The sequence below is a fragment of the Halobacillus litoralis genome (genome assembly GCF_004101865.1).
GTDB classification, from domain to species: Bacteria; Bacillota; Bacilli; order Bacillales; family Halobacillaceae; genus Halobacillus; species Halobacillus litoralis_A.
This window is the reverse complement of the sequence record NZ_CP026118.1, coordinates 1,159,431-1,172,052: the sequence shown is the minus strand read 5'-3', so window position 1 is coordinate 1,172,052 and position 12,622 is coordinate 1,159,431. Positions and strand designations below refer to the sequence as shown.

The following is a 12,622-nucleotide window of genomic DNA, read 5'->3' as shown; positions in this document are numbered from 1 at the left end:
TGATAAACATGAGCTTTTGGAAAGGTCCTGAATTTCTAAAAAGAGCTCACGATCCACGTGGTGAGGGGTGATTGTGCGATTTTAGCCGGACTTCATCTATCCCTTTGCGGTGAAGAACATCACTTCACTAAACGGATGGTCTTCAGTGGGGTGTGACCAACGCCTTCAAATTTTTATTTGGTTATGCTCGTAGACTGTTACAAAGAAATACGGAGGCAACAAAGGAGTTTGCATTCAAATTCCTAAAAATTTCCTTTATACTATTTATAAAGTTTACAGGACAGAAGAAGGGTGTGATGAGGGGTTGAATAAATACAAGTGGTTTATTGGGGTTTTTGGTAGTTTGGCTATTGTCCTTGGTGGTATCTTTCTCTTTCTGCTTGTAACGGATATTAAGGATCAACAGCAAGAAGCTGAAAACAGGGAAAAGGCGCAAAAAGAATTTGAAGAGCAGGTAGATTCAATTGAGGTGGAAGCAGTTGACGCAGACAACCTTCCTACTGAATCATTCTTTCAGGATATGATACATAAAATGTCGCACCAAAAAGTTGAATCAAATGAAAAGTGGGCGGGCCATTTGCGTATTACACCTGATCGAATCGCAGAAATGCAGGCGGTCTTACTGAAAATAGAAGGAACATCGAAGGAATACGAGAATTATGATTTTTATGAGAAAACTTTAACCTCATGGGGACGTGGTGATTTCGAGAATGCCGTTGAAGTACACAATACCATTTGGCAATGGAAAGGGGGTAACGTCGGGAGAGCTACTGGGCTTTTGAATGCAGAGGAAGAACAAGAATATATTAAGAGGTATTTTGATTAATCTAGGTCGGCGTTAGGCCGCCCTTTTTTTATTTGACCAAATAAAAAGCTCATGTGATTCAGTCCTTTCTGTGTTTGAATTTATTGAAAAGGAAGAACTAGACCTTGTTTGGTCATAATCGTATGAATAGAATAGGGTGGTTGTTGGATAGAATGATAGTGGGTGATTATTATGAATATAACAATGTTCATTGAGTATTCAGCTTTTATGTCGTTGCTTATTCTCTCCATCGTATTAACGTTACGAGTAAGAAAAGACGATGATGAATCCGTTGGTGAAGACCATGAACAATTCAATTCAACACTTGAAAAGAAACTTTATGATGGATTACTTTCTTATGGTCTGCGCCCCGGTCTTCATTATCAAGTTGGTAAGTACAGTATTGATATAGCTTTTCCTTCAGTTAAGATCGCTGTTGAAGCCATCGAACAGGATTTCCTCAACTCTTCTTACGAGATGGATGATGAATGGGAAAAGGAAGTGTATTTGAAGAATCATGGATGGACGGTTTTGCGTTTCAGTGGAGCACGTATTGATGAAGACTTATCAAGGGTCGTTGAAAAGATCAGCCGAGAGCTGACGAATAAGTCGAATTCAAGCTGATACTAGTTAGGGTATAAAAGAGGTCAGGCTAGCGCCTGATCTCTTTTACTGTCCAGAATAACTGTGTGTGACACCTTGTGAGATGGTTATTAAATATACCAGATTATAAAGAAACCTTTATATGCTTTGAATTTTCTACATCGAATAAACCTTTGTCAGTTATTTTCAACGAAGGTATGACTGGCAATGTCATGAAGGACAAGGTTAAAAAAGGATTGAATTGTCCTCTGAATCCTTGTTTGTAGAGTGTTTCATGGATATGTTTCAAGCCTGCATCCACTTGTTCCGATTTTCGGTCTGACATCAAGCCGGCGATGGGAAGCGGGAGAGAGGAAAGCAGGGTGCTGTTTTCAGTAATTGCTAATCCTCCTCCCATCTCTTCTAAGTGGCCGATTGCTTTCAGAATATCATCGTCATTCGTCCCTACTGCGACAATGTTATGTGAGTCATGAGCAATCGTTGTGGCGATGGCCCCTTTTTGAAGTCCGATCCCTTTGATAATCCCTAGGCCGATATTTCCAGTCTTATGGTGTCTTTCTATAACAGCGATTTTTAGTTGGTCATTTCCTACGGAGGGAAGAAAATGACCCTTACACACATTCACATCTTCTGTGATATGGGTAGTTCTAAGTTGGTTTGGATACATCTGGATAATGTTTGCTTTACTAGTGCCATTCATCGGGATGGCAAGCGATGCTTTAGTCAACTTCGTGAGGTGGACTGTGCCTTTTATGCTTTCTGGCAATTGGCTGGTTTCAATATCTTCTTCTATAAATTTCCCGTGACGAGCGACTAATCGTCCTTTTTTAAAAACATGGGTGATATCAAGGTCTTTCATATCATCAAAAAGAAGAAAGTCCGCTTCATAGCCGGGAGCAATTGCCCCTTTTTGCTGGAGCCCATAACATTCAGCTGGATTTAGCGTTGCCATTTGAATTGCCATCAACGGGTCAAAACCCTGCTTGACTGCTAAGCGTACATGATGGTCGATACTGCCTTCCTTTATAAGGTCATCAATGTGTTTGTCATCTGTACAGAACAGGCAGCGTCTTAAGTTGTGAGCGTTGACGACAGGGAGTATTGCGTTTAGATCTTTGGCCACAGATCCTTCTCGAATCATTAAATACATCCCGCGTCTTAATCGATGCAATGCTTCCTCTGATGTATTGCATTCATGGTCTGTTTTAACTCCTGCACTCGTATAAACATTAACAGCATTCTCATCTAACCCAGCCAAGTGGCCATCGATTTGTCCACCTTGGGCTCGTGTTTCAACTATTTTTTCAAGAAGAGAGGGACTCGCATTTTTTAAGGAAGGATAATCCATCACTTCGGCCAATCCTAAGACTTGTTCATGAGATAAGAATGGCCGAAGATCTTCAGCGGTAAGTTTCGCTCCTGAATTTTCAAATGGGGTAGCAGGAACGCAGGAAGGTAACATGAAAAGGACATCTAATGGAAGTTTCTTTGAGTTCTCGATCATGAACTCTATGCCGGCTTTACCCAGCACATTTCCTATTTCATGGGGATCAGTAATGACAGTTGTAACCCCATGCGGAAGAACAACTTTGGCAAACTTAGACGGGGGCACCATAGATGATTCAATATGAACGTGCCCATCGATAAAGGAAGGAGCTAAAAACTTGCCCTCAGCATTAAATGTTTCTTTCCCTTCATATTTTCCTAACCCCACGATTCGTCCCCCAGCAATGGCGACATCTGTATGAAGGATTTCCAGGTTGAACACATCAATGACCTTAGCGTTTTTTATGACTAGGTCTGCGGGTAATTCTTTAATAGCTATTTGAATGTTTTTAGTCATGGTTTCTTGATTGACTTTCATGATGTTCCCCCTCCTTTTGATATAAAAAAACCCTAGTTCAGACACTAGGGTTCGACAAAAGAAGGATAGCGACTGCTCATGACACTGCCGCCTATCCCTCTCGTAGTCAAACCATTTACGGTAGTTTGGTAGAAACGTTTGGACCCTATTTCCAAAAATATACGAGTAATTCATTATTCCTATAATTTATAGAGATTTTATCTTTCCTTTACAGGTTTGTCAATGCAACAGTGGTTTTATAAGGTGAATGTTGACCTTTAACTTCTATTACCGATCATGAAATGTTCACACTGTAATTTTTATTGAAACTGAAATAATTGTCATTCGTATGGAAGGGGGAGCAGTTTATTTGCTTTGGAGGTGTGTTATCTTTTTTATTTTTACTCTTCTATTTGGATTATGCATTTTATTTTTCCCCTTACAAGGAATCAAACATTTCAAAACAGAGAAAACAAGTCACAAAGTCATTCGTCTTATTTTCATTGGACTGGCTCTCGTACTCATTACAGCGGGGGTGATTGACTTGATCGGTTTTATCAATTACCCATCGGCTTATTATAGTTGAACTTCACTTATTATCAACCACTAACTTTAACTGATCCCATAGGAAAGGATTCTCAAATGGTCTATTCTAGTTTAGTATTAGAGGGAGAGTAAAAATTCGTACATAGGATAAAAGGAAGGATTATATGGCTGTCATGGAAGAAAACATTACGCGCATTCACATTGATGATAAAGAATACATTCTGATCGGAACGGCTCATGTTTCTAAACAGAGTGCTGAACAGGTTAAAGAGGTAATTGAAAATGAACAACCGGATTCGGTCTGTGTAGAACTTGATGAACAAAGGTACCAGTCAATTAAGGATGGCGACCGTTGGAAAAATACAGACATTTTTGAAGTGATAAAAAATAAAAAAGCCACGCTCTTACTCGTTAATTTAGCAATTTCATCTTTCCAGAGAAAAATGGCCCAACAATTCGGAATCCAAGCTGGGCAGGAAATGATCCAGGGAATGGACTCAGCAGAGAAGACAGGGGCTGAGCTGGTATTAGCCGACAGAAATATTCAAATTACCTTTTCACGGATTTGGGGAAACATTGGTTTCATTGGGAAAGGGAAGCTTCTTCTATCAATTTTCTATGGGATTTTCAGTAATGACAAAATTTCTGAAGAGGAATTAGAAAAAATGAAGTCCCAGGATATGCTGGACGGTATGCTGCAAGACCTGACGGATAATTTTCCTGCTTTGAAAAAACCGCTTATAGATGAAAGAGACCAATACCTCGCCCAGAAAATCAGAAAAGCACCAGGTGAAAAAGTGGTGGCAGTACTCGGTGCTGCTCATGTACCAGGTATAAAAGAGGAAATTCATAAAGAGCATGATTTGAAGCAGTTGACTCAAAGGCCACCTAAGTCAAAGCTTCCCAAAATTATTGGTTGGTCAATCCCGTTTCTTATCTTATCGATCATCCTTTATACGTTTTGGGCTAATCCAGCTGCCGGAACACAACAAACGATCAGCTGGGTTTTATGGAATGGTTCATTTTCTGCCATTGGTGCTGCTGCTGCACTGGCACATCCCCTTGCAGTGGTGACAGCATTTGTTCTTGCTCCAATCACATCATTGAACCCCTTAATAGCAGCAGGTTGGTTTGCGGGAATTGTACAAGCCTATTTCCGTCGGCCGAATGTGGCTGACTTTGAAACACTTTCGGATGATGTGACAAGTGTCAAAGGTTTTTGGAACAATAAAGTAACTCGTATTTTATTGGTTGTCGTACTTGCTAACATAGGAAGTTCACTGGGTACTTTCATTGGTGGAGCTGATGTCATCCGCCTATTCATTGAAAATTTATAGAGTGCTTGGCTGCCCACCATCCATTTATAGAAACCATTTCAAGAGAGGAGCATTTGCTTCTCTTTTTTTTGCACTTTTATCCAACAATTACGTTTACGGTATTTCTTGGGAATGTTACAATTGTGTTACAAAGAGAATTGTCGAAAAAATCAAATACATAGGGTTAATGGGAAATACTTTATAGGAAGGGAATGGATATGAGTAAGTTCGTCAAAGGAACATCGATCCTGGGAGTGCTGGCGATCAGTTTTGGTGTGTGGCAACTAGCAGAAATAGATGAAAAAGGAGCCACTGAAGTAAACGCAATTCAGAATATCGAAAGTCAGGATAATTATGAAACAGTGACGATCGAGCAGGACGAAACGGCTGGAGTGATAGCACAGAAAGAAGAAATAGTAGATCCACGAACTCTCAGGTCGATACAGGAGAGTGCAAAAGAAAACGCCCAAGTGAAAGATTTGTTCTCTGGTTTAGGTCAAGGGGTCACGGAGGATTTACAATCGATTGAAATGGATACAAAAGAGGAATGGAAAGCTTTGAAAAAAGACAGCCAGGAAAAACAAGATATGATCAAACAACTCCTGGATCTTACAAATGATGAAGAAATCCGCGAACTAGCTAAAACTGCCAGCGGAAAGCTTGCTCTTTCAATTGAAAATAAAAGTATTGATGTCTATATTGAAACAGTGAATTTATTTAAGTATATCCACGACCGATTGTAAGCTCATTAAATAGTAGGTTCGATGTTGGATTTAATGATGCTTTTTGAGAATAATCTCTATTTATACAAGAGTGTGTCGAAACCGTCGAACTTTAGAATCCCTGCTCCTTATTGTTTGTGGTAAAATTTGTTTATTTTTTAGTGGTCTGGTTTGTTTCCTATCATTATAGGGGAAGGAAAGAGTGAAGATACTTTAAGGAGGTTTTCATTCCATGTCCATCCCTCTCAAAGAAAGGTTAAGTACAGGTGATTTGAACAAACTGAGATCGGCGGCAGTCCTTGAGTTTACGGAAGATTTGTTTGAATCCGACAACTATTGTTCATTGGAAGTTCTAAGTTCTGGGCAGCAGCAATTGTTCATTGTAAATCGGAATGACCGTACTTTGACCGTTCTCAGCCTTTCACCTGATATGTCTTTGAAGAAGGAAACACTTTTCACGGAAAAAATCATTTCGTTGAAGGAGTATTTTGAAGAGTATAGCCTGAAAGAGAACACTCCGCCTCGTAAAATCGAAGTTGTATTTATAGGTGGGCGAACGTTAATGATTGAACCCGGACTCTCAATGGAAGAAGATGAAACCTACAGAAAATCAGATATTACTAGTCAGATTGAAGAAGAGTTTGAGAATTTGATCGCTGCTTTGAAAAACACGGTGGTCTTATAAATGGAAAAAGAGCCGCTTAGGTGGCTCTTTTTTTTATCGTCTAATACTTATAATATCAGCTGTGAATATTACATGCTTCATAAGGCAAAGCCTGCCCCGGCGACGTCTTAAGTCAATCCTCTCTGAGACAAAGAACGTCATCGGCGTTTTTGGCTTATGCTTGTCGGGTTAAAATGCGCTTATACTTTTGTTCTTGTGTGCACCTCTAAGCTTTCATAGAAGTGAATTCATGTTACATTGGATTAAGAAAGATATGCAGGGGAGGCTGGGGGTTGTGTATCCATACATACTTTTGATTTTCGTCGTACTATTTTATGCAGGGAATATTTTAATTGGAAAAGCATTGAATGACTTGCTTCCATTCACCATTGCATTTTTACGTTTGTTTGTTGCATTGATTTTCCTATTCCCTATCGGTATCCGCAGCGCACGCGAACATAGGGCGACTTTTTGGAACCACAGGCGGCCACTTTTAATCATGACATTAACGGGAGTGGCTTTTTTCAATACGTTTATTTACGGGGCATTACAATATACGTCTGCAACTAATGTATCCGTTCTTGAGACTGTCATTCCTGTTTTAACTGTAATTTTAAGTGCGTTTTTATTGAAGGAACGCTTATTGCCACTTCAATGGATCGGAGTGATCATCTCCTTTACCGGTGCCCTTTGGGTGGTTATAGATGGGCGTTTCGGGAACTTAGTTTCGCTGAATTGGAATATAGGGGATATCATTATGATCGGAGCCATTTTATCCTGGTCAGTGTATTCGATTGTTGTGAAACAATCCATCCATCTGTTTCCGCCATTAGGTGCTCTGTTTATGATGACAAGTATAGCTACCCTCGTTTTATTTCCATTCGTCGTTATAGAATGGTGGGTGTATGGCGTCCCGTATTTATGGAAAGTGGACTATATTCTCGGCTTCTTGTATCTAGGGATTTTCCCATCTTTGATTGCTCTCATTTTTTACAATAATGCCGTGGAACAGCTAGGTGCTTCGAAAGCTTCTGTATTTCTGAATTTCCTGCCTGTATTCACCATGGGAGGAGCTTACTTATGGTTAGGAGAAAAGATCACTCTGATGCAAGTGACGGGAGCGCTATTGGTTATATCCGGAGTCGTGTTGACGACACAAATCGGTAAGAAGAGAAAGAATCATAGAGGCGTGAAAAGTAAGGTGAACGAAGCATAAAGTTTTAGATTCAGTGCACAATAAAATATATAATCAAATATCGAAACACCGCTGAACTTTCTTAGCTTTCAACCCACTATCTTCTTTGCGAAGCACTGCCAGGAAACCTCGCAAAATCCTTCTGTGGGGGTGTGCGGTTTGAGTACAACAGTTCTGTTCGACCTTTTCAAACTCTTCATTGATTCTATTCATTTGCTCGCATTTGTCGTTTTTTCATTGATTTTCGTATTTCAATCCAGAAGGAATTAAAAAGGGGATTGCTATTTCAGTGGTTCCCTTTAGTTAGCTGGTGTTAAATAAAGGTCGTTCCCATTGATTTACAGGAAGGAGTGGTAGATCCCAGTGGATAATAAGTAAATTGTAATAAGACTCAAGACGACAAGGGTAAGTATAAACTTTTTCTTTGTAAAAGAGACTACTAGACCATTGTTCGGATCGAAAATATAACTCCATACAATAAGTGAAGTGATACCGACCATACAAATTCCGAGAAAAAGATTAATCATTAGCTTCTCCCTCCTTCTTATAACATACGTCTACGCTAATTAAAAGTTTCAGCGATGATCTCAGAATAAGAGAATATTCGACAAAAAATATCAAAATTTTCATTGCATCGATAGATTTCGATTGTTATAATGGCAATTGTAATCATGATTATGAACATACATTCACGCGGGTGTAGTTTAGTGGCAAAATCTCAGCCACGAGCAAAGCTTCTGCCGAGTAAACTGCGAGTTGCTCCGACGGATATCGCTTCCTTGAATAATCGAGTAGAGGAAGGAGCATGACATGATTTTAAGACAACATGATTAATGAGATTTTAAATATGCGGGTGTAGTTTAGTGGTAAAACCTCAGCCACGAGCAAAGCTTCTGCCGAGTAAACTGCGAGTTGCTCCGACGGATATCACTTCCTTGAATAATCGAGTAGAGGAAGGAGCATGACATGATTTTAAGACAACATGATTAATGAGATTTTAAATATGCGGGTGTAGTTTAGTGGTAAAACCTCAGCCTTCCAAGCTGATGATGAGGGTTCGATTCCCTTCACCCGCTCCATTCACTATTGTGATGCATTTATTTTATACTTATGTGAACCAACGCAGTGTTTCGTTAATTGAGTAACGAAGCATTGCGTTTTTTATTGATGAAAATTGGATACACCCTATAGTAGATCGTTTTAACATAGGAGGCCAAAATATGAAGCAGTTACAACAACAATTAAAACAAATTGATGGAAAAAGCTATAAAAGCTATAAACAAATTCAAGGGAAATACTCTTTTCAAACCTATGACTTGTTTATTGATTATGTGCAAGGGGATCCGTTTGCCGCACCTTCGAAGATAAGAGTCCGTATCGACGATCGCCATCGGCCAATAGACAATGACTGGAAAGAAGAACCACGAAGGAAGTATTATGCGGAAGATCGATTGACACGAGCCATTGCTGAAACTATTGCAAAAACACAGACAAGCGTCAAAGGTTCAGGAAAAAGCGGGATGGTCGCTATCGATCGACCTGGGCAGGAGATCCTTGAGCGTACAGCCGTTTCCTTTAATGAAAATGACGTGACGATTTGTTTGACAGTAGGTTTGCCTGCAAATGGGCGACGTATCAATGGAAAGCAGGCAGAGAAGCTTTTTTTCTCGATTATTCCTGAAATCATGAAGCAGTCTGTTTTCACCATAAAAGATGAAGAGTTGGAAGATGCATGTAAACTAGCAGACCAGCACCAGGCAATACATGATGAAATGAATAAAAATGGTTGGATTTCCTTTGTTGCAGATGGTTCAGTTTTGCCGCGTGAGAGTGGCATCAGTCAACGGCCGATGAAAGAGGCTGTGGCTTTCAAGAGTCCTGAGGAAAACCGTGTATCATTCTCTATCCCACATCGGGAGGAGCCTATTTCCGGCATGGCTCTGAACAAAGGAATTGTATTGATCGTAGGTGGGGGTTATCATGGTAAAAGTACCCTGTTGAATGCGATGGAGCGTGGGGTGTATCCTCATATCAAAGGGGATGGCAGAGAATATGTCCTCACAGATCCAGAGGCCGTCAAAGTAAGAGCAGAAGATGGCCGGCGTGTGACAACGGTGGATATATCGCCATTCATTAAAAACCTGCCACACGGGACGGATACGACTACTTTTACAACAGAGAATGCAAGCGGCAGTACTTCGCAAGCAGCAAATGTCATTGAAGCCTTAGAAGCAGGTGCTGATAGTTTGCTGATTGATGAAGATACAAGTGCGACCAATTTCATGATTCGTGATGAGCGGATGCAAGAACTGGTCGTTAAAGAAAAAGAACCGATTACGCCATTCATTGATAAAATCAAACAGATGCGTGATGATCTTAACGTTTCTACCATCCTGGTCATGGGCGGATCCGGGGATTATTTCAATGTAGCTGACGATGTAATCATGATGGATCAATATATTCCCTATAATGTAACTGAAAAAGCTAAGCAAATCGCGGCACAATATCCGAATGGAAGGACCGCTTCTTCGGAAGAAACATTCGGGGCACTTCCCGCTCGTTCCTTTTCACCTTCCAGCTTGCAGACACGTAAAGGCAAAAAGGAAAAAGTTCAAGCCAAAGGTCAGAAAAAAATTCTGATGGGTGCTGTGGATATCGATTTAGATGGCGTAGAACAATTGGTAGATACTTCTCAAACTCGCATGATCGCAGATATTGTCATGCATTTAGATAAAAAAGGTGTGCTAAAGCAAGAACGTTCTTTACACGACTTATTAGATGAAATCGACCAGCAATTCAATGAACATGGTCTTGCTTCATTCGCACCGTTTAAAGATCAGCATCCAGGAGAGCTTGCCAGACCAAGAAGGTTTGAAATTGCAGCAACACTCAACCGGATCCGTACAGCAAAAGTTAAAGACTTAAGATAGAAGGGAGGTCGTCAGGGTGGATTTTCACCAGTTTAAAGAAGAGGTTATCGCCTACAGCAAAGAAATCGGTATCGATAAGATTGGTTTTGCCTCTGCAGATGTGTTTGGTGAGCTTAAAGCGAGATTGAAGCGACAGCAAGAGTTAGAGTATCAGTCTGGCTTTGAAAAAGGAAGTGTAGAAGAACGGACAGAACCGGGTCGCCTGCTTCCTGGTGCTCAATCCATCATATCGATTGCCCTGGCTTATCCTTCAAAGATGCACGATGCTCCTCGAAGTAAAAAGGGAGATCGGCGAGGTATTTTCTGCCGTGCTTCCTGGGGACAGGATTACCATAACGTTCTGCGCGATCGTTTGCAGAAACTCGGAGCTTTTCTGCAAGAGAAGTTTCCGGAAGTTGAATTGAAATCGATGGTGGATACGGGTGAATTGTCTGATCGTGCTGTCGCAGAGAGAGCGGGTATCGGCTTCAGTGGAAAAAATTGTGCCGTGATCACTCCTGAGTTTGGTTCATATGTATATTTAGGAGAATTGGTTACCAACATTCCTTTTGCCCCGGATGAGCCTGTGAATGACAGCTGTGGAGAATGTAACATTTGTGTAGATGCGTGTCCGACCGGTGCGCTTGTCCAGGGCGGTCAATTGAACGCACAACGTTGTATCGCTTTCTTAACACAGACGAAAGACTTTTTGCCGGATGAGTTCCGCACTAAAATCGGAAATCGATTATACGGTTGTGACACATGCCAAACCGTCTGTCCAAAAAATCGCAAAAAAGATTTTCATAACCACGAGGAACTCGAACCAGACCCAGAAGTATCTAAACCGAAATTGACGCCACTATTATCCATTTCCAACCGTCAATTCAAGGATAAATTCGGGTTCATTTCCGGTTCTTGGCGTGGAAAAAAACCGATTCAGAGAAACGCGATTTTAGCCCTGGCTCATTACCGTGATGAAACAGCAATTGATGAACTTGTCCGTTTGATGAATGAAGATCCAAGGCCGGTAATCAGAGGGACTTCTGCCTGGGGGCTTGGGAAAATCGGCAAACCGGAATGTTTCGCTGCAATCGAGGAAGCGATGGAGCGAGAAGAGGATGAACAGGTGTTGTTTGAAATGGAAAAAGGTGTCCAATTTCAAAAACAATGACCAAATGTACCTTTTCAATCAGGAAAGGCTCTTGTATAATAGAAAAAACTGTTAAAAAGAAGGGGTTGGCTATGAACCATCATTCTTTCTTATACTATGACTCATTCGAAACTCCTTTGGGTGTAATGACTGTATTAGCCAATGATGAAGGAGTATGCCGCATCGATTATGGCCATCATGAAGAGCGGCTCTCTTCCTATCAATCTTGGAAAAGGAAACATTTCCTTAAAGGGGAGTTGGTTTACGACCCCGAGCATAAGTATGTGAAGCAAACCATGCTTGAAATTATGGAATATTTTGAGGGAAACCGATCGGAGTTTCATGTCCCGCTTAATTGCTATGGAACAGATTTTCAAAGGCAAGTCTGGCGAGCCCTTCTTCACTATGCGCCATACGGGGAAACTCGTTCTTATAAAGATATCGCTGCTTCTATGCATTCACCAAAGGCGATTCGTGCTGTAGGGGGAGCGATCAACCAAAATCCATTTTCCATTGTCGTCCCATGTCATCGTGTCATCGGGAGTAATGGGAAACTGGTAGGCTATGCTGGTGGTTTGGATAAAAAACAAAAACTCTTAGAATTTGAAAATGAACATCATACAGTAACACAGCAATTATAAAGCGGCTATTCCAATTGGAGTAGCCGTTTTTCTTGTTCTCTGGAAATTATTAACTATATGATTGTGAATCAATTTATGGTTATCCTTTACCATTCCGAGGTCATGAACAAGCACTTTGCTTTGGAAAAAAGCCGCGACTTCAAAGGATTGCTTAAGCTTGTCGAGGCTGTTCAAGACGCTTGCGCTTTTGCTTTCATTCATTTCTTCCTTTTCTCTTCATATGATTAA

11 protein-coding genes, 1 tRNA gene and 1 riboswitch are annotated in these 12,622 nt (G+C 40.7%); of the genes, 10 read left to right on the top strand and 2 right to left on the bottom strand.

Going from position 1 to position 12,622, the window contains the following annotated elements:
* Nucleotides 1-304 precede the first annotated feature (304 nt).
* Nucleotides 305-826 carry a DUF6241 domain-containing protein gene (locus HLI_RS05865; RefSeq protein ID WP_128523886.1) on the top strand — a complete coding sequence of 174 codons (522 nt, stop codon included), beginning with the start codon at nucleotides 305-307 and terminating at the stop codon, nucleotides 824-826.
* Between the two features lie 171 nt (nucleotides 827-997).
* The gene (locus HLI_RS05860) at nucleotides 998-1,429 is read left to right on the top strand and encodes a DUF559 domain-containing protein (RefSeq protein ID WP_128523884.1); all 432 of its coding nucleotides are present in this window, start codon (nucleotides 998-1,000) and stop codon (nucleotides 1,427-1,429) included.
* A gap of 103 nt (nucleotides 1,430-1,532) precedes the next feature.
* On the opposite strand, the gene ade is transcribed toward HLI_RS05860, so the two are convergent.
* Nucleotides 1,533-3,272 (bottom strand): adenine deaminase, encoded by a 1,740-nt coding sequence (ade, locus tag HLI_RS05855; protein WP_128523883.1) that lies wholly within the window; start codon nucleotides 3,270-3,272, stop codon nucleotides 1,533-1,535.
* An 83-nt stretch (nucleotides 3,273-3,355) separates the two neighbouring features.
* Nucleotides 3,356-3,457, bottom strand: a riboswitch (purine riboswitch).
* 504 nt (nucleotides 3,458-3,961) lie between these two features.
* Here ade and HLI_RS05850 point away from each other — a divergent pair.
* The 4 genes from HLI_RS05850 to HLI_RS05835 all read left to right on the top strand — a co-directional run bounded on the left by HLI_RS05850 (nucleotide 3,962) and on the right by HLI_RS05835 (nucleotide 7,715).
* The gene (locus HLI_RS05850; RefSeq protein WP_128523881.1) at nucleotides 3,962-5,134 is read left to right on the top strand and encodes a TraB/GumN family protein; all 1,173 of its coding nucleotides are present in this window, start codon (nucleotides 3,962-3,964) and stop codon (nucleotides 5,132-5,134) included.
* Between the two features lie 197 nt (nucleotides 5,135-5,331).
* A complete protein-coding gene (locus tag HLI_RS05845; protein WP_128523879.1) occupies nucleotides 5,332-5,856 on the top strand; it encodes a hypothetical protein in 525 nt (174 codons plus the stop codon).
* 211 nt (nucleotides 5,857-6,067) lie between these two features.
* On the top strand, nucleotides 6,068-6,520 hold the full coding sequence (locus HLI_RS05840; protein WP_128523877.1) for a hypothetical protein: 453 nt from the start codon (nucleotides 6,068-6,070) through the stop codon (nucleotides 6,518-6,520).
* Between the two features lie 274 nt (nucleotides 6,521-6,794).
* Complete coding sequence (locus HLI_RS05835) at nucleotides 6,795-7,715, top strand: DMT family transporter (RefSeq protein ID WP_241655944.1); 921 nt, start codon at nucleotides 6,795-6,797, stop codon at nucleotides 7,713-7,715.
* A 317-nt stretch (nucleotides 7,716-8,032) separates the two neighbouring features.
* Here the strand turns inward: HLI_RS05835 and HLI_RS05830 are convergent, their stop codons facing one another.
* Nucleotides 8,033-8,221 (bottom strand): hypothetical protein, encoded by a 189-nt coding sequence (locus HLI_RS05830; protein ID WP_128523875.1) that lies wholly within the window; start codon nucleotides 8,219-8,221, stop codon nucleotides 8,033-8,035.
* A gap of 478 nt (nucleotides 8,222-8,699) precedes the next feature.
* Here HLI_RS05830 and HLI_RS05825 point away from each other — a divergent pair.
* The 4 genes from HLI_RS05825 to HLI_RS05810 all read left to right on the top strand — a co-directional run bounded on the left by HLI_RS05825 (nucleotide 8,700) and on the right by HLI_RS05810 (nucleotide 12,394).
* Nucleotides 8,700-8,773: transfer RNA gene (locus HLI_RS05825), tRNA-Gly, on the top strand.
* A gap of 141 nt (nucleotides 8,774-8,914) precedes the next feature.
* The gene (locus tag HLI_RS05820; protein ID WP_128523873.1) at nucleotides 8,915-10,624 is read left to right on the top strand and encodes an ABC-ATPase domain-containing protein; all 1,710 of its coding nucleotides are present in this window, start codon (nucleotides 8,915-8,917) and stop codon (nucleotides 10,622-10,624) included.
* 16 nt (nucleotides 10,625-10,640) lie between these two features.
* Nucleotides 10,641-11,774: a tRNA epoxyqueuosine(34) reductase QueG gene (gene queG / locus HLI_RS05815; protein ID WP_128523871.1), complete on the top strand. Its 1,134-nt coding sequence runs from the start codon at nucleotides 10,641-10,643 to the stop codon at nucleotides 11,772-11,774.
* Nucleotides 11,775-11,845: 71 nt separating this feature from the next.
* Entirely contained in the window at nucleotides 11,846-12,394 is a 549-nt protein-coding gene (locus tag HLI_RS05810) for a methylated-DNA--[protein]-cysteine S-methyltransferase (protein ID WP_128523869.1), read from the top strand.
* Nucleotides 12,395-12,622: the final 228 nt, after the last annotated feature.